General features: G+C 48.6%; 19 protein-coding genes. 14 read left to right on the top strand and 5 right to left on the bottom strand.

The window, feature by feature from the left end; genetic code table 11:
- Positions 1 to 214: 214 nt before the first annotated feature.
- Genes UNH61_RS14355 through UNH61_RS14385 form a run of 7 tightly spaced genes read left to right on the top strand, consistent with a single transcriptional unit; the run spans position 215 to position 7,033 of the window.
- The gene (locus tag UNH61_RS14355) at positions 215 to 838 is read left to right on the top strand and encodes a TetR/AcrR family transcriptional regulator (RefSeq protein WP_326992640.1); all 624 of its coding nucleotides are present in this window, start codon (positions 215 to 217) and stop codon (positions 836 to 838) included.
- 60 nt (positions 839 to 898) lie between these two features.
- The gene (locus tag UNH61_RS14360) at positions 899 to 2,176 is read left to right on the top strand and encodes a TolC family protein (protein WP_326992641.1); all 1,278 of its coding nucleotides are present in this window, start codon (positions 899 to 901) and stop codon (positions 2,174 to 2,176) included.
- 13 nt (positions 2,177 to 2,189) lie between these two features.
- Positions 2,190 to 3,140, top strand: coding sequence for an HlyD family efflux transporter periplasmic adaptor subunit (locus UNH61_RS14365; RefSeq protein ID WP_326992642.1), 951 nt, complete (start codon positions 2,190 to 2,192; stop codon positions 3,138 to 3,140).
- Positions 3,137 to 4,054, top strand: coding sequence for an ABC transporter ATP-binding protein (locus UNH61_RS14370; RefSeq protein WP_326992643.1), 918 nt, complete (start codon positions 3,137 to 3,139; stop codon positions 4,052 to 4,054). Before UNH61_RS14365 ends, UNH61_RS14370 begins: the two co-directional genes overlap by 4 nt.
- Before the next feature lie 10 nt (positions 4,055 to 4,064).
- Positions 4,065 to 4,808: an ABC transporter ATP-binding protein gene (locus UNH61_RS14375; protein ID WP_326992644.1), complete on the top strand. Its 744-nt coding sequence runs from the start codon at positions 4,065 to 4,067 to the stop codon at positions 4,806 to 4,808.
- Between the two features lie 9 nt (positions 4,809 to 4,817).
- A complete protein-coding gene (locus UNH61_RS14380) occupies positions 4,818 to 5,921 on the top strand; it encodes an ABC transporter permease (RefSeq protein WP_326992645.1) in 1,104 nt (367 codons plus the stop codon).
- Positions 5,918 to 7,033 (top strand): ABC transporter permease, encoded by a 1,116-nt coding sequence (locus UNH61_RS14385; RefSeq protein WP_326992646.1) that lies wholly within the window; start codon positions 5,918 to 5,920, stop codon positions 7,031 to 7,033. The genes UNH61_RS14380 and UNH61_RS14385 overlap by 4 nt, the downstream gene beginning before the upstream one ends.
- A 4-nt stretch (positions 7,034 to 7,037) precedes the next feature.
- Here the strand turns inward: UNH61_RS14385 and UNH61_RS14390 are convergent, their stop codons facing one another.
- Positions 7,038 to 9,401, bottom strand: coding sequence for an FtsX-like permease family protein (locus UNH61_RS14390; RefSeq protein WP_326992647.1), 2,364 nt, complete (start codon positions 9,399 to 9,401; stop codon positions 7,038 to 7,040).
- 355 nt (positions 9,402 to 9,756) lie between these two features.
- Between UNH61_RS14390 and leuC the strand changes: the two genes are divergently transcribed.
- From leuC to leuB, 4 genes are read left to right on the top strand one after another with little or no spacing between them, the layout of a single operon-like run.
- Positions 9,757 to 11,160 carry a 3-isopropylmalate dehydratase large subunit gene (gene leuC, locus UNH61_RS14395; RefSeq protein WP_326992648.1) on the top strand — a complete coding sequence of 468 codons (1,404 nt, stop codon included), beginning with the start codon at positions 9,757 to 9,759 and terminating at the stop codon, positions 11,158 to 11,160.
- A 41-nt stretch (positions 11,161 to 11,201) separates the two neighbouring features.
- The gene (gene leuD, locus UNH61_RS14400; RefSeq protein ID WP_326992649.1) at positions 11,202 to 11,798 is read left to right on the top strand and encodes a 3-isopropylmalate dehydratase small subunit; all 597 of its coding nucleotides are present in this window, start codon (positions 11,202 to 11,204) and stop codon (positions 11,796 to 11,798) included.
- 16 nt (positions 11,799 to 11,814) lie between these two features.
- Positions 11,815 to 13,338 carry an alpha-isopropylmalate synthase regulatory domain-containing protein gene (locus tag UNH61_RS14405; protein WP_326992650.1) on the top strand — a complete coding sequence of 508 codons (1,524 nt, stop codon included), beginning with the start codon at positions 11,815 to 11,817 and terminating at the stop codon, positions 13,336 to 13,338.
- A gap of 18 nt (positions 13,339 to 13,356) precedes the next feature.
- Positions 13,357 to 14,436: a 3-isopropylmalate dehydrogenase gene (leuB, locus tag UNH61_RS14410; protein ID WP_326992651.1), complete on the top strand. Its 1,080-nt coding sequence runs from the start codon at positions 13,357 to 13,359 to the stop codon at positions 14,434 to 14,436.
- A 66-nt stretch (positions 14,437 to 14,502) separates the two neighbouring features.
- Here leuB and UNH61_RS14415 read toward each other — a convergent pair whose 3' ends face one another.
- Entirely contained in the window at positions 14,503 to 15,003 is a 501-nt protein-coding gene (locus UNH61_RS14415; RefSeq protein ID WP_326992652.1) for a hypothetical protein, read from the bottom strand.
- Positions 15,004 to 15,220: 217 nt separating this feature from the next.
- Between UNH61_RS14415 and UNH61_RS14420 the strand changes: the two genes are divergently transcribed.
- Entirely contained in the window at positions 15,221 to 15,796 is a 576-nt protein-coding gene (locus UNH61_RS14420; RefSeq protein ID WP_326992653.1) for a dihydrofolate reductase family protein, read from the top strand.
- Positions 15,797 to 15,907: 111 nt separating this feature from the next.
- Here the strand turns inward: UNH61_RS14420 and UNH61_RS14425 are convergent, their stop codons facing one another.
- Positions 15,908 to 16,567: an RNA polymerase sigma factor gene (locus UNH61_RS14425; protein WP_326992654.1), complete on the bottom strand. Its 660-nt coding sequence runs from the start codon at positions 16,565 to 16,567 to the stop codon at positions 15,908 to 15,910.
- A 126-nt stretch (positions 16,568 to 16,693) separates the two neighbouring features.
- Here UNH61_RS14425 and UNH61_RS14430 point away from each other — a divergent pair, with 126 nt between their 5' ends.
- Both UNH61_RS14430 and UNH61_RS14435 read left to right on the top strand, forming a co-directional pair.
- Complete coding sequence (locus UNH61_RS14430) at positions 16,694 to 17,017, top strand: hypothetical protein (RefSeq protein WP_339071222.1); 324 nt, start codon at positions 16,694 to 16,696, stop codon at positions 17,015 to 17,017.
- Positions 17,018 to 17,120: 103 nt separating this feature from the next.
- The gene (locus UNH61_RS14435; RefSeq protein ID WP_326992656.1) at positions 17,121 to 18,395 is read left to right on the top strand and encodes a Na+/H+ antiporter; all 1,275 of its coding nucleotides are present in this window, start codon (positions 17,121 to 17,123) and stop codon (positions 18,393 to 18,395) included.
- Here the strand turns inward: UNH61_RS14435 and UNH61_RS14440 are convergent, their stop codons facing one another.
- Both UNH61_RS14440 and UNH61_RS14445 read right to left on the bottom strand, forming a co-directional pair.
- A complete protein-coding gene (locus UNH61_RS14440; protein ID WP_326992657.1) occupies positions 18,396 to 21,194 on the bottom strand; it encodes a family 78 glycoside hydrolase catalytic domain in 2,799 nt (932 codons plus the stop codon).
- A gap of 116 nt (positions 21,195 to 21,310) precedes the next feature.
- On the bottom strand, positions 21,311 to 23,071 hold the full coding sequence (locus tag UNH61_RS14445) for a RagB/SusD family nutrient uptake outer membrane protein (protein WP_326992658.1): 1,761 nt from the start codon (positions 23,069 to 23,071) through the stop codon (positions 21,311 to 21,313).
- Positions 23,072 to 23,085: the final 14 nt, after the last annotated feature.

Raw genomic sequence — 23,085 nt, forward strand, 5'->3', positions numbered from 1 at the left:
GTTTTGTGGGTTTGCGCAAAGGTATGCTTTGCTGCGCAAAATTAGCAAGAAATGACAGCGCAGCCTTACGAAAAACGGGAATTTTATTTCACTTTTCACGCCATTAAGTAGGAGGTTAAAATGGATGTTACAACTGATATTTTAATTTTGAACAATTGTTTTGAAAAGTTGTTCAATTTCGTATTTTTGCATCAGAACCAGATTTCAATATCGTATGCCAGCACGTGAAAAGAAAGAAAAAATAGATGCTTCTACCGAGGAAAGGATCAAGGCGGCGGCCCGTATTGTATTTACCAGGAAAGGATATGCGGCTACCAAGGTGAGGGATATTGCTGCGGAGGCAGATATCAATCTCTCCCTGGTCAACTATTATTTCCGCAGCAAGGAAAAGCTGTTTCAGCTGGTTATGTCGGAAGTAGTGGAAAAGCTGATGAATGGCATCACCGTTGTGCTGAATAATGAGCAGCTGTCGTTACCCGAGAAGCTAACGCAGGTGGTAGACCAGTACATTACGCTACTGCTGAATAACCCCGACTTCCCGTTGTTCATGGTAAATGAGATCTTCGCGGGCAGTAATGAATTATTCAGCGGCAACCGCAGGAATGCCGTTTTCCAGTCGCACCTTTTTAAGCAATTGGCGGAGTTACAGGAAGAAGGCAAACTGAAATTTCATCCTTTGCAACTGATGATGAACATGATCGGTTTTGTGGTAATGCCGTTCCTCGCGAGACCGTTGCTGGAGCGGAACAAGGTATTGAAGCACACAGAATTTGTGGCGTTGATGGAAGAACGGAAAAAGCTCATACCGTTGTGGTTGAAAGGGATGATCGGTAAGTAATTTTTTTTGCGCTGAAATTGAACAACTTTTCAAAACAAGTATTCAAACACATCCAGCATCATGAATGTAGTTAAAACAGTCTGTTGCCTGTTATTGCTCGGGCTGTGCCGCAACACGGTTTCAGGGCAGCATGCGCCGCTCACCCTGGAAACCTGCTACACCCTGGCCCGGCAAAACTATCCCCTGATCAGGCAGTACGACCTGATACGTCGCAGCAGCGGGTATTCCGTTGAAAATGCCGGGAAGGCATACCTCCCGCAATTGAACATCAGCGGACAGGCCACGTATCAGTCGCAGACCATCAACTTCGGCGACGTGATCCCTCCCCTGCCCGGTGTGAAATTGCCTGAGTTCAGCAAAGACCAGTACCGGATACAGGCAGAGCTTACGCAGCAATTATACGATGGTGGTGTCACCAAACTACAGAAAGAAAGCGCCCGGGCTAATGAGGCCATGCAGCAGGAACAACTTGAAGTAAATCTCTATACTTTACGCGACCGTATTACCCAACTGTATTTCGGCGTATTGCTCATGGACGCACAGTTGCAACAAAATAATCTCCGCCGCGCCGATCTCCAAAGTGGTGCCGATAAAGCGCAGGCCTCATTGAATAATGGCGTAGCCTTCCGGAGCAATGTGGATGAATTCAAAGCAGAAATCGTCAATGCCGATATGACTGCCATTGAGCTGCGCACTAACCGGAAAGCCTATATGAAAATGCTGGGTACTTTCATCAACCAGCCGCTGGACGATAGTACCCGGCTTGCCTACCCTGCAGAGATGCTACCGGCAACGGATATACGCCGGCCGGAGCTGGCGTATTACGACTCGCAACAAAAAGCGCTGGATGTGCAGGAGAAGCAGCTGTCGACCGGATACCTTCCTAAACTAAGTGCCTTTTTACAGGGCGCCTACGGCCGCCCGACACTGAATATCGTCAACAACGATTTCGGCGCCTGGTGGATGGGCGGGCTGCGGCTTAGCTGGTCGCTCGGCAGCCTTTATTCCCTGCGCAACAACCGGCAGCTGATCGATATCAACCGACGTAATGTAGACATCAGCCGCGAAACATTTCTGTTCAATACAGGCCTGAGTATACAACAGCAACACGAGGATATGGACAAATACCACGCCTTGATACAACAGGACGATGACGCCATCGGCCTGCGCGCTGCCGTGTTACATTCCGCACGCGCGCAGCTCGACAATGGTGTGATTACCGTACATGAATATATCTCCAAGCTGAACGCAGAGAACCTGGCAAAGCAGTCACGTATTCTGCATAATATCCAGCTGCTGCAGGCCCAGTACAATTATAAAAACACTTCCGGTAACTGATCAATTCTTGTATATGAAATACAACCGCATATTAGGTGCTTCGATTGTGCTGATACTAAACGCCTGCGGATCAGGCCAGCCCTCCTATGACGCTTCGGGGAATTTCGAGGCAGATGAAGTGATAGTGTCGGCAGAACAGAACGGGCGTATCCTCGACTTCACTATAAACGAAGGCGACAAGCTGCAGGCAGGCCAGGTGGTGGGCCAGATAGATGTAACCATCCCTACCCTGCAACGCGAGCAGGTGGCGGCTTCCATCAACGCATTACACGAGAAAACGCAGAATCCACAACCGCAGACCGAGCTGGTACAACGTCAGCTGGCCGTGCAAACAGCGCAGCTGCAGCAGCAATACAGGGAAAGAACGAGAACGGAAAACCTGGTAAAAAGTGATGCAGCCACACAGAAACAGCTCGACGATATCAACGCACTGATAGATCAGCTGGAGAAACAGGTGAAAGTAACCCGGCAGCAGCTGGCCCTGAATAACTCCAACACAGCCACACAAAACCGCAGTATACTCAGTGAAAAAGCGCCGCTGGAGAAATCGCTGGCACAATACGGCGAACAGATACGACGTGGCCAGATCATCAATCCGGTAAGTGGCACCATACTCACCCGCTATGCGCTGAAAGGAGAAATGGCGGCCACCGGCAAGCCTTTATATAAGGTAGCTAATACGGATACCCTTTATTTGAAAGCCTATGTAACGGGAGTAACACTCCCGGAAATAAAACTGGGACAAACCGTCCAGACCCGTATAGACCAGGGAGAAAAAAATTATAAGACCTATCCGGGCATCATCACCTGGATCTCCGATAAATCTGAATTTACACCGAAAACGATACAAACGAAAAACGAAAGAGCCAACCTGGTGTATGCGATTAAAGTACGGGTAAAAAATGACGGGTATCTTAAAATAGGTATGTACGGAGAAATGCTGATCAATACATCCGCAAAATGAGCACAGTAGTACTGGAACATATTACTAAAACTTACGAATCCGGTAAGATCACAGCAGCGGATGATGTATCGCTACAGATCAGCGCTGGTGAGCTTTTCGGCCTGATAGGCCCCGACGGGGCAGGCAAAACCACGCTGTTCCGCATCCTGGCCACCCTCCTGTTGCCTGATAAAGGCAACGCACAGGTGAAAGGCTACGACTGCATCAAAGACTACAAAGCCATCCGCAATATCATAGGCTACATGCCGGGCAGGTTTTCTCTTTACCAGGATCTGACGGTGAAAGAAAACCTGGAGTTCTTCGCTACCTTATTCGGCAGCACCATCCAGGAAAACTATGCACTCATCAAAGATATCTACGAACAGATCAGGCCATTCAACGACCGGCGGGCCGGAAAGCTCAGCGGCGGTATGAAACAGAAGCTGGCATTATGCTGTGCCCTGATCCATAAACCGGAAGTATTACTGCTCGATGAGCCCACTACAGGCGTGGATGTAGTATCACGCAAGGAGTTCTGGGAAATGCTGAAACAGCTGAAGCAGCAAGGGATTACAATCATCGTATCCACCCCTTATATGGACGAGGCCATGCTTTGTGAAAGGATAGCCCTCATGCAGGGCGGTAAAATACTTTCCACCAACACACCCGGTAATATTATCGCACAATACCCCGTAAAGCTGTTTGCCTGCCGGGCCAATGACATTTACCGGTTGCTGATGGAGCTGCGAAATATGCCGGAAATAAGCAGCTGCTACGCATTTGGGGAATACCTGCATGTAACGCTGAGAGATGATACTACGGACACGCATACACTCCGGCAGGCATTGGAGCAGAAAGGACATGTTGGTATCGATATCAGGCCGGTTACGCCGGGTATTGAAGACAGTTTCATCCGGTTGATGAATCCCGCTTAAACGTATACGTATGAACGAAAAGGTAATTGTATGTAAAGAGCTCACGAAACGGTTCGGCGACTTCTACGCCGTTAACCGGATCTCTTTCGACGTGCATAAGGGTGAAATATTTGGCTTCCTGGGAGCTAACGGAGCGGGCAAAACTACTGCCATGCGTATTCTTTGCGGCCTCTCTCATCCCAGCTCAGGAGAAGCCATGGTGGCCGGGTACGACGTTTACCGGCAGCCGGAACAGATCAAGAAGAACATCGGGTATATGAGCCAGAAATTTTCGCTGTACGAAAACCTGACCGTGGCCGAAAACATTACCTTCTTCGGTGGTGTATACGGTGTTCCGGCCGCACAGATCCGGCAGCGCAGTGAGCAGCTTATACAAAAACTGGGACTGGAAGCAGAAGCTAATAAACTCGTTGGTACGTTACCGTTAGGATGGAAGCAAAAGCTCGCATTTTCTGTTGCTATCTTCCATCAGCCGCAGATTGTTTTTCTCGATGAGCCCACCGGCGGAGTGGACCCGGTAACCCGGCGGCAGTTCTGGGATATGATCTACGAAGCGGCGGCAGCGGGCATTACCATCTTTGTAACTACGCACTATATGGATGAGGCAGAATATTGTAACCGGATCACCGTTATGGTGGACGGAAAAATAGCCGCGTTGGATACACCCACGCGGCTGAAAGCGCAATACGGCTCCGATAATATGGATGAAGTCTTTTACCAGCTTGCCAGAGGCGCCAAACGTTCAGCTGATTAAAACCAGTTTATGAAACAGTTTCTTGTTTTCATTAGAAAGGAGTTCTACCATGTATTCCGCGACCGGCGGACATTATTGATTATGTTCGGCCTGCCGGTTGTGCAAATCGTATTATTCGGATTTGCACTCACCAGTGAAGTAAAAAATATAGCCCTTACCGTTATTGATCATTCGGGAGATATAAATACGCAGCAGCTGACCAGTAAAATAAAATCGTCCGATTATTTCATTGTCAGTGAAGCATTGAATGACCACGATATTGAAAAAAGATTCCGGAATGGCAGTACCCAGTGTGCATTGATATTTCCGCCTAAGTTCGGCGATGACCTGCAACACAGCAATGAAGCGCATGTACAGATCATCACGGATGGCTCGGATCCCAATACCGCCAAAACCGTTGTCAATTATCTTACTGCCATACTCACCACTTATCAGCAACAGGTAAGTCCTTCGCCTCAGCTGCCTTACAACATTATACCGGAGCAGCGTATGTTATATAACGAAGAAGGCAACGGCTCCCTGAATTTCATTCCCGGTGTGATGGCACTGGTACTGATGCTGGTATGTACCGCGCTGACTTCCGTTTCAGTAGTCAGGGAAAAAGAACTGGGTACCATGGAAATATTGCTGGTATCCCCATTCCGGCCCCTCTTGGTGCTCCTGGCAAAAGCGGTTCCCTACCTGTTGTTATCTCTCGCTAACTTCATCCTCATACTGGTGATGGCAGTATTTGTGCTGAACGTAGCCATCAAGGGAAGTATACTGTTACTGTTCCTTGAAAGCACACTGTTTATTATTACCTGTTTATCGGTTGGTTTGATGATCTCCAATACCACCAATTCGCAACAAACCGCGCTACTCATTTCCATGATGGGCATGATGATCCCTACGCTGATCTTCACCGGCTTCATGTTTCCGCTGGAAAATATGCCGGGCGTATTTCGTGTCATTTCCAACTTTATTCCATCGCGCTGGTATTTTCTGATCATCAAAGCTGTGATGCTGAAAGGGCTTGGCTTTAAATATATATGGAAAGAAACGTTGGTGTTGCTGGGTATGACCGTGTTATCGCTGGGCATTGCGCTTAAAAACTTTAAAACAAGGCTATCATGAGCGTGCTGAAATATTTACTGAAGAAGGAATTCAGGCAGATATTCCGGGATAAAACCATCCTGGCAATGATGTTCGCGATGCCTACTATTCAGCTGATCATCCTGCCACTGGCAATGAACTTCGATGTTAAGAATGTTAACCTGGCAGTGGTAGATAATGACCACAGCTCTTACTCCAGGCAGATGCTGGAGAAGATAGGCGCTTCCGGATACTTCAGGATCGTTGCCACAACGCCCTCTTACCAGGCGGCCCTGGAATATATTGAGCGGGAGCAGGCCGACCTGGTGCTGGAAATACCGCCGGGATTTGAGCGTAATCTTATCAGGGAAGGCCGTCAGTCCACCGGCGTTTCCATAGACGCTATCAATGGCACCAAAGCGGCTATTGGCGGGAGTTACCTGTTGGATGTACTGGCAGATTTTAATAAAACGCTGCCAGTGAATAATGGGCTGGCCACCACCGCCACTGGTAGCAACATCGATATTACTTTTTCCAACTGGTTCAACCCGTTGGCAGAATATAAATACTATATAGTACCAGCGGTACTGGTATTGCTGCTGACACTGGTTGGCGGATTTATGTCGGCCCTGAACATTGTACGGGAAAAAGAAGTAGGTACAATCGAGCAAATAAATGTAACGCCTATACGTAAATGGGAGTTCATCCTTGGTAAGCTGATTCCTTTCTGGCTGATGGGGCTCGTCGTATTTACGCTGGGATTGCTGGTAGCCTGGCTGGTATACGGCATCGTGCCGGCGGGCAGCCTGCTGACGCTTTATCTTTTTGCGGCCGTGTACCTCATTGCCCTGCTGGGTTTCGGGCTATTGATATCCACTTATACAAACAGCCAGCTGCAGGCGATGTTTGTTGCCTTTTTCTTCGTGATGATTTTTATGCTGATGAGCGGGCTATTCACCGCCGTGGCAAGTATGCCGCGCTGGGCACAGATAATCGCCAACCTCACCCCGGTAACACATTTCATCAGGGTGATACGGATGCTTGTGTTGAAAGGCAGCGGGTTTGCAGATGTACAGCGGGAATTCGTGTACCTGTTGTTGTTTGCGGGAGTGCTGAATGGCTGGGCAATATTGAATTACCGGAAAACAACGTAAGGACTTATTCCGCTCTCAGACTTTTCGCAGGATTCGTGAGCACAGCTTTGCCAGCCTGGTAGCCGATCGTCAGCAGTGCGGCTAACAACGTAAGCCCGCCAGCCAGCAGATATATCCACCAGGAAATGCTGATCCTGTAGGCATAGTTCTGCAACCAGATGCCCATCAGCCAGGATGCCAGCGGCGCTGCAATGGCCATCGCCAGCAGCACCAGTGCCACTGATTCTTTCGCCAGCAGGGCAAACAATTGCGCTGCTGAAGCTCCTAATACTTTGCGGATGCCTATTTCCTTAGCACGCTGTTCTGCCGAAAAGAGCGACAGTCCCAACAGGCCTATGCAGGAGATAAACACCGCCATCACTGCAAAGCAATCGCTCAGCTTTTCCACTATTTTCTCGTGCTGATACAGGCGCTGATAATCTTCATCCGCAAAGACGTATGAGAATGGGTATTTGGGATTCAGTTGTCTGCACAGGCGTTCCAGGGTATGCATACCTTCACTCGTTTTGCCGGTTTGCAGTTTTACCAGTATACTGCCCCATCCTTTTTCCCCGTAAGCTATTATCAACGGGTCGAGCGCAGCGTGCAATGATTTCAGGTGGAAATCCTTTACCATACCGATGATTGGGCCATGACGCCCGTCTTCCAGCGTTACCCATTTCCCGAGCGGCGCTTTGAAACCCATTTTGAACGCAGCCGATTCATTGATAACAAAGCCATTGGTATCAGTAGGAAAAGCGGTGGAAAAATCGCGGCCCTGCAATACCGTTACACCCATTGTTTGCCCGAAATCATACCCGGTATTAACCACCGCAAAGGTTGGCCGGGCGCCTGTTTCCATGCCTTCCCACTGAACGGCATCCTGGTAGTTGCCAATGGCCACCTGGGAACCTGTCATGATAGTGACCGATTTTATGGCCGGATCTGCAGCGGCCATTTGCCTGAATACCTTATAGTTCCGGGCCAGCTCCCCTTCTACCGGTATGCGTACCAGGTTCTCTCTGTTATATCCCAGGTTCTTCTTTTGTATATACCTTACCTGCCGGGAAACAATGATGGCTCCGATGATCAGCAGAATAGACAGGGAAAACTGGAATACCACCAGTCCCTTCCTGAATCCGGCCACACCTTTGCCGGAGCGGAAAACGCCCTTCAATACTTTCACCGGCTGGAGGGCCGACAGGAAAAGCGCCGGATAGCTGCCGGCAACAAGGCCGGTGAGGCATGTGAGCGCCATTAGCCTGCCCCAGAACGCCGGCGAGGCAAATGCTAATAGTATATGCTTCTCCGTTAGTTTATTGAACAACGGCAGTAACAGATACACTATTCCCAATGCCAGCACCATCGCCAGAATGGCCATCAGCAAGGCTTCCAGCATAAACTGCGAGATCAGTGCTCCCCGCCCGGCACCGATTACTTTACGAACACCGATCTCCTTCGCCCGTTTAGCGGCGCGGGCGGTCGTAAGGTTCATGAAATTGATACAGGCTATCAGCAATATGAAAACCGCCACAACACTGAAAAGGTGTACGTACTCCATACGTCCGCCTGCGAAGTGCCCGTTTCTGAAATTGCCGTTCAGGTATTTCTCATCATAACGTTGAAGGCCCAGCTCCACGCGAAGGCCGGGCCCCTGGTTAGTATAGTAGATATCGAGGAACCGGCGGATCCTGGCGCCGACAATGGCTGCATCTACATTGTCTTTTAACAGGAGGGCCGACTGGCAAACAGCACCATCCCATTTCATGCCGCCTGCATTGATGCGCCGGAACAGCTCCCAGTTGATGATATAATCGAATTGCAGGGAAGATTTCTCCGGAAAGTTGTCGAAAACCGCTGTCACGGACAAAGCCGGGAGCCCATCGCTGCGCAGCGTTTTGCCCATGGCTGCTTCCGGACTTCCGTAACAGGCCACTGCCATCTTGCGGGAAATTGCGATAGCCGTTGGGCCGGAGAGTGCATCGGCTGCATCGCCCAGCAGCAAAGGGAAAGGGAATATCCGGAAGAAATCGCTGCCAGCAAAAGCCCCTTCCATTCTCAGATTGTTGCTGCCCACCTGAAACAGCCGTTCATTATTGGCATAACCAGCCGCATAGCGGACCCCGGGAATTACCCGTTTCAGTTCATCGGCCAGCAATCCGGAAGTATAATAGCTGCCGCCCGTTTCACCTGCTGAATGCTCCAGCTGGTACACTACATACCGACGATCGGCGCTGGCCAGCAATCCATCCATGCTTCGCTCGTCCTGTACCCATAACAGGATAAAAAGACTGCAGGCCAGGCCCGCTGCCAGGCCAATTATATTAATCAGAGAAAATACTTTGTTCCGTTTGATGGTCCGCCAGGCGACGCGATAATTAATGAGCATAATGAAGGAAATTAACAACAGGCCGAAGAGAGAAAAAACAGCACCAGATTTCTATCTACCTAAATTCAATTTATTTAAATATAAAATTCAAAACAATATGTCCATTTCCAGGCGGATGATTGTCCACATACGGACATCCATCCTTATTACCCTGTTTTCCAAATCTCCAACTCATTTCCTGAAAATTTACAATCCATTGACTATCAGTCAAATATTTCTTTAAAAACCCTCAAACCCACACCTGTACGGCTATTTCCGCAGTTTTTTACCGTCATCTTTAGAAAAAATATTGAAATAAAATGGATTTTATGAATAAATTTGAACAATCAAGTAGCTACTTTTAAAATTTTAAAAAATGAGCAATAGACCTGCTACCTTATTTGACAAAGTATGGGATTCACATGTTGTGAGGAAAATTAACGACGGGCCGGATGTATTTTTTATCGACCGCCATTTTATTCACGAAGTAACCAGCCCTGTGGCTTTTCTGGGAATGGAAAACAGGGGTTTGAAGGTGATGTTTCCGGAGAAGACATTCGCCACAGCGGATCACAATACGCCGACCATCAACCAGCATTTACCTGTACAGGATCCGCTTTCTGCCAATCAGCTGAAAGCGCTGGAAACCAACTCCGGCAAATATGGTATCTCTCACTGGGGCCTGGGAAATCCTAAAAACGGGATTGTGCACGTAGTAGGTCCGGAAAATGGTATTACCCTACCGGGAATGACGATTGTGTGTGGCGACTCGCACACCTCTACCCACGGTGCATTTGGGGCTATTGCATTTGGCATCGGTACGTCCGAAGTTGAAATGGTACTCAGCTCTCAGTGCATTATGCAGCCTAAGCCAAAGAAAATGCGTATCAATGTAAATGGTATCCTTGGCAAAGGTATTACACCGAAAGATGTTGTTCTTTATATTATCTCTCAGCTCACCGCTGCCGGCGCTACCGGTTATTTCGTGGAATTTGCGGGAGATGTGTTCCGGAATATGACCATGGAAGGCCGTATGACCGTTTGTAACATGAGCATCGAAATGGGTGCACGCGGCGGTATGATAGCGCCCGACGAAACCACCTTTGCTTATATCAAAGGCCGTGAGAAAGCTCCGCAGGGAGCCGCATGGGACGAGGCCCTCGCCTACTGGAAAACACTGGCCACTGAAGAAGGGGCTGTATTCGATAAGGAGTATAATTTTGCGGCGGCCGACATTGAACCGATGATCACTTATGGTACCAATCCGGGTATGGGTATGGGTATCACCAAACAGATCCCCGGTGTTCAGGCAGGCGACAGCAAAACCAGCTATGAAAAATCACTGCAGTACATGGGCTTCCATGAAGCAGAACCTATGCTGGGTAAGAAAATAGACTATGTATTCATTGGCAGCTGCACCAACGGCCGTATTGAAGATTTCCGCGCCTTTGCCTCTATTGTAAAAGGAAGGAAAAAAGCAGATCATGTAACTGCCTGGATCGTGCCTGGCTCTCACATTGTGGAGCAGCAAATTAAAGATGAAGGTATTCTCGATATCCTTACTGCAGCAGGATTTGAGTTGCGTCAGCCCGGATGCTCTGCCTGCCTGGCGATGAACGACGATAAGATCCCTGCTGGTAAGTATGCAGTGAGCACCAGCAACCGTAACTTCGAAGGCCGCCAGGGACCCGGTTCCCGTACTATGCTCGCCAGCCCGCTGGTAGCTGCTGCAGCCGCCGTAACCGGTGTGGTAACTGATCCGAGAGAGCTCATTGCCTGATATCATCTTCCAATACAATTATTAAAAACGATCAACAACAAATGGCTTACGATAAATTCACCATATTAAAGAGTACCGCAGTTCCCATGCCTATTGAGAACGTGGATACCGATCAGATTATTCCTGCACGCTTTCTGAAAGCTACTGAGCGCAAGGGTTTCGGCGACAACCTGTTCCGCGACTGGCGTTTTGAAGCAGATGGTACTCCCAAAAAAGATTTTGTGCTGAACAATCCTATCTACACCGGTAAGATACTGGTAGGTGGAAAGAATTTCGGCAGTGGTTCCAGCCGCGAGCATGCTGCCTGGGCTATCTACGACTACGGCTTCCGTTGTGTAGTGTCCAGCTTCTTTGCGGATATCTTCAAAAACAACTCCCTGAACATCGGTATACTGCCTGTACAGGTGAGTCCTGAATTCCTGGATAAAATTTTCACAGCTATCGAAAAAGATCCGAAAGCAGCACTGGAAGTGAATCTGGAATCACAAACGATTACCATCGTGGCAACAAACGAAAGTGAGTCTTTTGCTATCAACAGCTATAAGAAACACAACCTGATGAACGGCTATGATGATATTGATTACCTCCAGGCTATGAAAGAAGATATCGGGCAGTTCGCCGAAAAGAGCCTGTACTAAACATTCTCTAACTATTATGCCAGTGACCCAGCGCCACGTTGAAATAATGGACACAACACTCCGCGACGGTGAACAAACCAGCGGAGTGTCTTTTTCACCATCTGAAAAATTAACTATCGCACAGCTTTTACTCACAGAAGTAAAAGTAGACAGGATTGAAATTGCCTCTGCACGTGTGTCCGAAGGCGAATTTGCTGCTGTAAAATCCATCACCAAATGGGCGAAAGCCAACGGCCTGCTGAACCGCGTGGAAGTACTTACTTTCGTTGACGGAGAAGTATCTGTTGAATGGATGTTACAGGCAGGCGCCAAAGTAATGAACCTGCTTACCAAAGGTTCATTGAATCACCTCACCCATCAGCTAAAAAAGAAGCCGGAAGAGCATTTCGCGGACGTTGCCGCAGTAGTGGCTCTTGCCAAAAAGAAAGGGCTGGAGTGTAATGTATACCTGGAAGACTGGAGCAATGGTATGCGCCATTCTCCGGATTACGTATTTCAGTACCTCGATTTCCTGCAGCAGCAACCGGTGAAAAGGATCATGCTGCCCGATACGCTCGGAGTGCTCACTCCCGATGAAGTAAAGGAATTCATCAGCACTATCGTTGCCCGCTATCCGAAAAGTCATTTCGATTTTCATGCACACAACGATTACGATCTCGGAACCGCCAATGTACTGGAAGGTGTAAAGGCGGGCGCACACGGTGTTCACCTGACCATCAATGGTATGGGCGAACGAGCCGGTAACGCTTCACTGGCCAGCGCTATTGCTGTGCTGAACGATTTCCTGCCTTCGGTGAAAACATCTGTTGCAGAAACATCTTTGTATACCGTCAGCAAACTGGTGGAAACCTTTTCCGGTTTCCGCATCCCCGCCAACAAACCGATTGTGGGTGAAAACGTGTTTACACAAACTGCCGGTATTCATGCAGATGGCGATAAAAAGAACAAACTTTATTTCAGCGACCTGATGCCGGAACGCTTTGGCCGTCAGCGTAAATATGCGTTGGGAAAAACCAGTGGCAAAGCGAACATCGAAAACAATCTGGCGCAACTGGGTATTAAATTATCCGACCCCGATCTGAAAAAAGTAACGCAACGGATCATTGAACTGGGCGACCGGAAAGAAGTACTCACACAGGCGGATCTTCCTTATATTATCTCCGATGTGCTGGACAGTAACAGGATTGATGAGAAAGTGAAGATAGAAAATTATGTGCTCACGCATTCCAAGAACCTGAACCCGGCGGTAGCGCTGAAGATATCTATAGAGGGAGAAATATACGAAGAGCATTCGCAGGGCGACGGACAATACGATGCCTTCATGAATGCGCTGAAGAAACTCTATAAAAAGCTGAAGCGGGAACTGCCGGCACTAACGGACTACGCCGTACGAATTCCGCCTGGTGGTAAGAGTGATGCGTTATGTGAAACTATTATCACCTGGAGCCACCATAATAAGGAGTTCAAGACCAGGGGCCTCGACAGCGATCAGACGGTATCCGCTATCAAGGCTACCCAGAAAATGCTTAACCTGATTTAAACTATCAATAACAACAGCATGGCAACCAAACATATTTTAGTCGTTCCGGGAGACGGAATCGGCCAGGAAGTAACAGCAGTAGGCAAACAAGTACTGGACGTGATTGCAGAAAAGTTCGGACATACATTTACTTATGACGAAGCGCTGATCGGACACGTGGCGATTGAAGCAACCGGCAATCCTTTGCCGGATGAGTCGCTCGAAAAAATGCGTAAATCAGACGCCGTATTATTCGGAGCTGTAGGTCATCCTAAATACGACAACGATCCCTCTGCGAAAGTAAGACCAGAGCAAGGCCTGCTGAAAATGCGCAAGGAGCTTGGCTTATATGCAAACCTCCGCCCTATCAAACTGTTTGATGAATTGCTCGGTGCGTCCAGCATCAAGCCAGAGATCCTTAAGGGAGCGGATATCCTGTTTTTCCGTGAGCTTACCGGGGATATTTATTTTGGAGAGAAAGGAAGAAAGAATGGTGGCGACACCGCTTTCGACATCGCGGAATACAGTCGTTATGAAGTAGAACGTATCGCGCGTAAAGCATTTGAAGCCGCGAGAACACGTAGAAAGAAACTCTGCTCCGTAGATAAAGCCAACGTAATTGAAACCTCCAGATTGTGGAGGGAAGTCATCCAGAAGATTGCGCCGGAGTATCCGGACGTTGAGGTGGAACATCAGTTTGTAGATGCCACTGCGATGTTGCTGATCAAGGATCCGCGCCGTTTTGATGTAGTAGTGACCGCCAACCTGTTCGGCGATATCCTGACGGATGAAGCTTCTCAGATTGCAGGTTCTATGGGTATGCTGGCATCCGCTTCTGTTGGCGATGGTACCGGCGTTTATGAGCCTATACACGGCTCTGCCCACGATATCACCGGTAAAGGCGTAGCAAATCCGCTGGCCTCTATTTTATCGGCTGCCCTGCTGCTCGATATCTCCTTTGGGATGAAAGCCGAATCAGCAGCAGTGATCAATGCAGTAGACCAGGTACTGAAAGCAGGTTTCCGTACCCGCGATATCGCTGATGCACAGACTCCTGCTGAGAAGATCCTGGGCACAGAAGCGATTGGAGCGGAAGTAGTGAAGAGAATTACGAAGTAAGAATTACGAAATAACGCGAAGACCTTAGCAGATAATGATAATCGCTAAGGTCTTTTTTATTTACTTTTATTCAGAAAGATGATAATAACGTAGTACTGCGTAATAATCATTATAATCAACAGGCTGGCTGCTGCTCATTCTGGCGCCTGGAATAATGGCTGCTGCGGGTGCAATAATGACCCTGATTTTTCTGAATGTCAACGGAAATCCGTAATCGCTTCCAGCTGCTTGAAATGCCCTGATACTCAACCGGTAATTGCTGGGGTCTATTGAGACCTGATACGTAAAAAAACGGGTCTGATACATAGTACCAGGACCGGCGCCCGGTACCGGATACCAGGCGGTAGCAGCTTCGCGAACAGGATTGTAATAAACGAGCACCAGGCTGGAATCCATTTTACCGGTTGAAATATTATTCAGGGTCAGGTCTAGTTGTACTGTGAAAGTTTGTGAGCCAAAAGTATAAATAGTAACATTCGCATTGCCCTGAGGCCCTTGTGGGCCTATATCTCCCTTTTTACAACCCATGAAGGCCAGCAGGATGCAGGCAAAAAGATATTTTTTCATTTTAAGCAACATTGTGGCCCAAAAATCCGACTTGAAACGCCGTAAAAAAAGCGCTGATGAGCCATTTACAGAAATGAGTGAGCCAATGGCAGGGCTGTCGGAATCTCCCCTCCATTTGTCATTTTCTCCCCTTTGTTGAATACGGTTTAGATAGTATGTTTGCTATGTAATCTTAATATAACAGTCAAATTACTCTCAAAACCTTAAACATACTGATATGAGAAAAGTCATTTCCTTTATGCATATCTCCCTTGATGGTTTTACTGCAACTACAAAAAATGAGATGAACTGGATACATGTAGATGATGAAATATTCGACTACGCCGGTGACAGGACCAATGTGGCGGATACCGCCGTGTATGGCCGGGTAACCTGGGAGATGATGGATGCTTACTGGCCTACCGCTGCAGACCAGCCAGGCGCGGGCAAACATGAAAGGGAACATTCCGCCTGGTATAAGAGGGTTGAAAAAATAGTGTTGTCTGATACCTTAAAAGACGCAAAGAAAGATAAAACCAGGTTCTTCGGAAGCGGGGATGTGGTGGAAAATATAAAAGCCCTGAAACAACAGCCTGGTGGTGAAATTGTACTATTCGGAAGTCCTGGCGCAGTACATTCGTTGATGGAGCACCAGCTGATAGATGAATTCTGGCTGTTTGTAAATCCTATATTATTGGGCGACGGTAATCCGATGTTCAAGGGTATTACGGAAAAAGTAAAGCTGAAATTAATCACCAGCAAAGCGTTCAGTTCAGGAGTGGTTTGTTTGCACTACGAAAGAATTACGAATTAATTAAGAATATAGAATTAAGAAATAGAGCGAAGAACGTAGCGATTAATGAGATGAATAATCCATTAGCCGCTACGTTCTTCGCTCTATTTCTTAATTCTATATTCTTAATTCTTATTTGATTCCCAGGTGTTCCAGTACGTGGTTCACTATCCTGTCGCAACGTACCAGGTGGAATGGGAATACCAGGTCGTTTTTGTAGTAGTCTGAGATTTTTCCTCTGAGTGCAAGGCGGGCGCGTATATGCCGTACTTTCACATTTACGGAGGAGATATCCAGCATACGAGCGGTTTCACCAACAGTCAGTCCTTCCATATCGCGCAGCATGAACACCAGCCGGTATTTTTCCGGCAGATTCAGCAGCGCTGTTTCCAGCGCTTTCCCAAGCTCCTTGTCGATTACTCTTGCCTCCGGAGTTTCCCTTCCCGCGGACTGCCCCGACGGGTGATGGCCCTCCAGCACGGTAACGTCTTCCTGTGCCATACGTTTACGTTTTTTCAGATGCTGGCTGCATTCATTGATCATAATCCTTTGCAGCCAGGTACCAAATGCCGCCTCCTGCCTGAACTTATCCAAATGCTGGTAGGCATTGATGTAAGTGGTTTGCATCATGTCTTCCACATCAGCATCATTATCCAGGATAGCCATCCCCAATCTGAATAACCTGGCGTTGTGCCGCCGCATCAGTGGCTCGAATTGCCGCTTATCACCGGCTAATACCTGGTTTACTAAATCATTGTCTATCTCACGTTCTGATAATACAGTTGAATTCATGTGTATGTGTATTGGATGAATAGTTGAAAAAAAAGTTACAAATTTTTTCATCTTTTTTGTAACCCCGGGTTCAGTATTTACTCTAATCATTATAGGAGACATTTTCCTTCTTAAACGAAACCCGTCATGAACACGAGAAAAATAACTGATATCCAAGGAATTAAGATGCCCGAATTAACCCCGGGAAAGATACAGGAGCTGAAAAGAACGCCTAAAGGCAGACATATTACCAGCATGCATCTTGATGCCTTCCCTGACCTGCTGAAAATGATGGAATCCGGTTTACATGAGCAGCTTGCCAGGTATGAGCACATTAAAAGCGCCGGCCGTGATGCTGCTACGAGCAAAATGCTGTTGCTGGAAATGCTTGAAAATCATTTGTACTGGGAGTTTGCGTATCATATTATGTTTGTTAAGTGGAGGGAACAACGTTTGAGTAAGGCTTCCTGATGCCAGTTATACGGGCAAAAAAAGCAAGGATAGGTATAGACAGGTCGTAATTTCATAGCAGTAGGTCTTCCATAAAGATATACATTTGTATGTAAATCTATATATGGAGAACTATAGCATCATTATTTTTATCCTGGCCATTATGATTATTTTGTCGGCTCTGGCCGATAAAATACGGCTCCCCTACCCGGTGCTGCTGATTTCCGCCGGTATAGGAATAGGTTTCATTCCCAATCTGCCTGTGATCTCCTTAAATCCGGAAGTAATATTTCTCCTGTTTCTGCCACCATTATTATTTGATGCCGCTTTTAATATCTCCCCTAAAGAATTCAGAACCAACTTCAATACTATCGGCACACTGGCGATAGGCCTTGTGTTTATCACCGCAGCAGCCATTGCTATCGTAGCTCATTACCTGATTCCGGGCATGACCTGGCCCCTGGCCTTTGTGCTGGGCGCAATCCTGTCGGCCACAGATGCTGTTGCCGCCATGAGCATCACCAAAGGCCTGGGATTATCGCACAAAACCATTACCATACTGGAAGGCGAAAGCCTTATCAACGATGCCTCCGCCCTGGTTACCTACCGCTTTGCCATTGCGGCTGCAACAGGTACAGCCTTCGTTTTCTGGAAGGCCAGTTTTGAGTTCATCGTACTCATGGCAGGCGGCGTTTTCATAGGCGCTTTAGCCAGCAAGGTGCTTTCAGCCATCCTGCTAAAGGTGCTCAGGAATGATATGGTTACCATTAGTTTTGTATTGCTGATGCCTTTTGTCACCTACCTGCTGGCAGAGGAGCTGCATGTTTCCGGTGTGATTGCAGTGGTGGTATTGGGGATTATGACAGCCAGACTGAGCAACAAAGTGTTCCCGGAGAAACTGAAAATGCAGTCCAGGTCCATCTGGGATATTATCATCTTTCTGCTGAACGGACTTATTTTCATTCTCATCGGGCTGGAATTTCCTTTTGTCATAAAAAGCATCGACCATAACATGATACTGCCGTATATCGGCTATGGCCTGCTGATCACCGTGGTAGCACTGGTGTTGCGTATGGGCAGGATCTTTCTGCAACAGATCAACCTGGAACAGGCCTTCCGGAAAGGCAGAGGCAGGATCACGGAAAACGCACTGCTCGATTTCAAGAACAGTCTTATCATCGGCTGGTCGGGTATGCGCGGCATTGTGTCGTTGGCTATTGCCATAGGCATGCCGCTGACGCTCGACAATGATCACCCGTTTCAGGAGCGTAATGCCATCATTTTTATTGCGGTCGTGGTCGTGTTATTCACGTTAATTGGACAAGGGATTAGTTTACCCTGGATCGTGAAAGCAGTAAAGCTGCCGGAGACGGAGAAAGCCCACCGGCAGCATGCATAATTACATAGCGCTGATATGATAATTTCCTGCGGGAAGTTTAAACACGGCAAAGCCGTTGCGCTCACTTTTCCGCTTCATATACCCACTTGATTCTGTGACCCTCCCAGCAGCCGCTGACGGCAATTCCAGCTCGGCCGTACAGTTAGGAGGCACCGTCACTTCCAGCGACAGTTTTCCATTTTCCCTTTTCCAGGCAGAACGGATGGTACCTGCAGAAGATTCAAAAGAAGCTTTTGCCCAGGTCAGCTCCGGCGAGTTCAACACGGGCGGGCGAACAATGAAATTCCGGAACCCCTTGTCAGAGCGGGGATCGCGACGTATACCCGAAAGCCCGTTGATATACCAGGCGCCGGGATAAAGAAAGGAGCTATGTAACAGGGAATGCCCTGGCAGGTCTTTCTCCCACATCTCCCATATGGTGGTAGCATCGTTGGCTTTCATGTAACCCCAGCCCGGATAAGTAGTTTGAGACGTCATGCTGTAGATCAGGTCATCGCGACCTTCATCCCTTAGCAGCCGGAATAACAGTGCGCCACCGGTGATGCCTACATGAATGTGCCCTTTTCTCACCACGAGTATTTCATGCTCCAGCCGTTTCATCACCGCTTCGCGCTGATCGCCACGGGGAACTTCGGCCAGCAATGCCGCTGCCATATTAGCCATAGAGCTGTCGGAATAGCTGTGATCGCCGGGATTATAGAACCGTGCGTTGATAGCATCGCTGGCTTCGGCTGCCTGTTCTTCCCATTTCCGGGCCTCTTTGTTTTTACCCAGCGCATGCGCAATTTTCGCGGCAGTACGGAGGTTAAATACACGATAGCAGCTGTTCAGGCAAAGCGTTTGTACTTTATCGTTATTCATACCTTCGGCGGTAGCTCCCGGCCAGAGCCAGTCGCCCAGGAAATCCCAATGACCGCCGAAACGCTGCAGCAGTCCATCTTTGGTTGCTGTATCCAGGAAGGCCAGCCAGTTGCTGATCATCTCAAAATTCGTTTCAAGTATACGCGTATCTCCTTCCTGTTGGTAAAGGAACCAGGGCAGCGACACGCAAATACCGCCCCAGGCGGGGCCTCCGCCGCCCATATAAGTAGGGGCAGTATGTGGTAATATGCCTTTATGAAGATGACGACCGCTCATGATTCCCTTATGGGCCCAGGTGGTGTCGTACATATTTCCTACCACCGACTCTGTTCCCTGCACATCCCGCCAGTCCTGCATCCATTTGGTATAGAAAGCACCCATATGGTAATTGAACATGCCGGTTTCGCAGGTAGCGTGTGCATCGCCACCGTAGCCCAGGCGTTCCCGTTGCGGACAGTCGACCACGTAGCCTCCCAGTGACAGGTTTTCGTAAGTCCAGCGTACCCGGTCGTAGATCCAGTTCTGCAGCGGATCCTGGCAGGTAAACGTAGCTGCCGGCTCATAAGCAGTACGTACCTGCCATCCGCGTATATCCGTTAACGTTGGTTTGTATTTCAGTCCGTGTATCGTAACCCATCTGCCGGAGCTGTAGTTGAAACGGTTCCTGAACGTGCCTTTGCCGGAAGCGCCGATAATATAGGTGCTATGCAGTCCGAAGGTCATATCCATCTGCCGGCGTTCCGAATACTGAAACCCGATGGTGTCGCCCGGTTGGCCATGTAGTTCCACGCTGGTCCAGCCGGCGAAATTAACGCCCATGTCTACACGATAACTGCCATCCGGACGGGCTTCGATCGCCACCGGCTTGATTTCAGTGAACAGGCGGTTTCTTTCCGTCATCTGGGCAGAGAGTTTCAGGGGAGGATGATATACGGTAACGGGCCGCCAGGTGCTTTCATCGCAGCTGCCGGTGTTCCAGTTGCTGATTTCCTTTGTAGCGTCCCACAATTCGCCACCCATGCGGTTGGAATCCCATACACCCAACAGCTTGCCGGGGCTTGGATGTGTGATCCAGGATGCATCCGTTTTCAGCAGCATGGCCGGCGTGGCAGCACCTTTGTTATAAATGGCTGCCTGCGCCGTTACGATAGGCGTTTGTGGTTTGCCCGGTGTGATATAAGGTCCGAATATCGACCAGGAGGTGCCCAGCCAGATCACGATCACATTTTTGCCGGGTTGTAAAGCCCCTGCAATATCATACGCCACATATCGCGCACGTTTGGTATAGTCTGTTACCGCAGGCGCCATCACATCATCTCCTATCTTCCTGCCATTTACATATAATTCGTGAAAACCTACAGAAGCAATAAAGATATTTGCCTTCGACGGCTTCGATGTTAATACAAAAGTTTTTCTCAGCCAGGGATCTGAGATATTACAGTCGCGCTGATGCGGATCAAATATTTCATCCGTACCTATCCAGTCTGCTTTCCACTCAGCAGGTTCCAGCATTCCCATGCTCCAGGATGCAATCGGGCTCCAGTCGGACACCCTTCCCTGTTCATCTTTCACCGCCACCTTCCAGTAACAAACCTGGTCAGATTGCAATGGCTGCCCGTCGTATACTATCTGCTGCATCTCATCAGCATTCATCCAGCCTGAATTCCACAGCGTACCTTTATTTTGCGCCAGCTCCTCTTTGGTAGCGGCTACCAGCACACGCCAGGCCGTTTGCTGCTGGGCAAAAGCTTTCTGATCAGTAGCATCCAGCACCCAGCTCAGGCGGGGATGTACTTCATCAATACCGGTAGGGTTCACCAGGTATTCGCAACGTAAATGGGCAGGCCGCACAGAACACATCTGCTGCGGCCTCTTTTCGCCATGCGCCAGTATAACCACCAGGCATAGCAATAAAATTGAAATCGACTTTTTAAGCATGATTCGACGATACGTTTACTACTAAGATAATCTTTAGCCTTTAGCTTTTTAGCCTTTAGTTTACTATTGCGTAATAGTAAACTAAAGGCTAAAAAGCTAAAGGCTAAAGACTGTTTTTAATCTCCCCAGCCCGGGTTCTGCCAGCTTTTGCCGGTGAACTGGAATATTTTATTGATCTCTGTCTGGTCAATCGGATACATCAGGTACTTGTCAGCAGCGGAAGCACGATCAGTAAATTTAAAACGTGTATACGTTAACGTTGTTCCGTTTTTAGTGATGCGCATACCGGTTACAAATTTATCTGTCTGGCTTAATATTTTCCAGCGGCGTACGTCAAAGAAGCGATGTTCTTCAAAGGCCAGTTCCACGGCGCGTTCGTTGCGGTATTTCTTTTCGAAATCAGCTTTCGGCATACCGGCGGGGAATGCCGGCATACCTGCCCGGGCACGTACGGCACTAACAGCATCGCGGGCACTCATGGAGAAGCTGCCAACAGTAACTGCCACATCCGGGCCCACTGACTGGTACGCTGCCTCTGCAAAATTCAGATATAGTTCTGCGAGGCGGAACAGGCGGATGGCGCCGTCGGCGTCGTTGTTCTGGCCCGACTGGAAGTTGTTGAATTTCCGGAGATAATAACCGGTACGGGTATTTTTACGGTTAGTAGCGGAAATTCCATCTGCGCCATTTACGAAGGTTTGTACCTTCTGCCCATTGGGTTGATCGAGGAAACGTAATGCATCATTATAGTAGATAGAAGCATAGAAACGGGGATCACGGCCAACATACGGACTATCGGGGTTATAGCCCGAAGCAGGGTTGATGATGGGCGACAGGTGAGCTGCATCATTGTATCCGAGCACAGCTGGCAGACCATTTGCCATTTCATACTTATCTACCATATCCTGTGTAGGATTGGGTCCTGCGTGATCTACGCCCGGCGTGCTGGGGAGACCTGCATTTTTCCAGACCTGCATCTGGTTTCCTACCTGCAGGATGGTTTCCTTATCGCGGCTACGTTGATCGTTGGAAGTAATGAAATGATACAGCGCGTAGCCGTTCTGTGCAACCGTGGGCGCAGGCTGTTCATCGAACAGTTTGTAGTCGTTTGCCAGGCATTGCGACAGCGCCTCCGCAGTGATGGCTTTTGCTTTATCCCAATCGTAGGTACCATCCGTCCACAACGGGCTGGCAGCATAGGTTACCGCTTCCGACCTGATCGCATATGCTACTGCACGCGACATGATGCCGTACTGGTTATCGTAGATATTCCAGGGAAAGCCCGGCTTCACCGCAGGCACCATCAATGCAGAGTCGCAGTCTTTGAGAATGAAAGTAACGATAGCACTGAAGCTGGCCCGGCTGTCTTTCGAATAATCATGCTTCAGCTCCAGTGGCTTGTCGAATAACGGCACGCCGCCATAGCGTTTGATCAGCTGCAGGTAATACAAAGCGCGTAACACATGTGCCTGCGCAATCCAGGAGTTTTTTTCCGCATCAGAGGCGAGTGTTTTGGAAGCACCGATATTCGCGAGGAAATAGTTGCATTTGCGGATCCCTTCATACAGGCTGCCCCAGGGGCTGCCATCCATCGATATGCTGCTGTAGTTTTGCGGAGAAACACCGCCGCTGTACCAGCTGCTCGATTTTGAGTTCGACGTGTTGTCGTCCGCATCCTGTGCCTCATCCGTATAATAAGCGCGATCCATATAAGGAGCCGGGCAATAGCCATAGCACGAGTTGAGATATCCTCTTACCCGGTCGTAATCATTGAATACATCGTTGAGCGTGATACGGCCATCGCTGGGCAGATCCAGTTGCTTCTGACAGGCAAACAGTCCAACGGCAGCCAGTAATATGATAATATATCTTTTCATACCAAAAAGTTAAT

This window comes from Chitinophaga sp. 180180018-3 (genome assembly GCF_037893185.1).
Lineage (GTDB): Bacteria > Bacteroidota > Bacteroidia > Chitinophagales > Chitinophagaceae > Chitinophaga.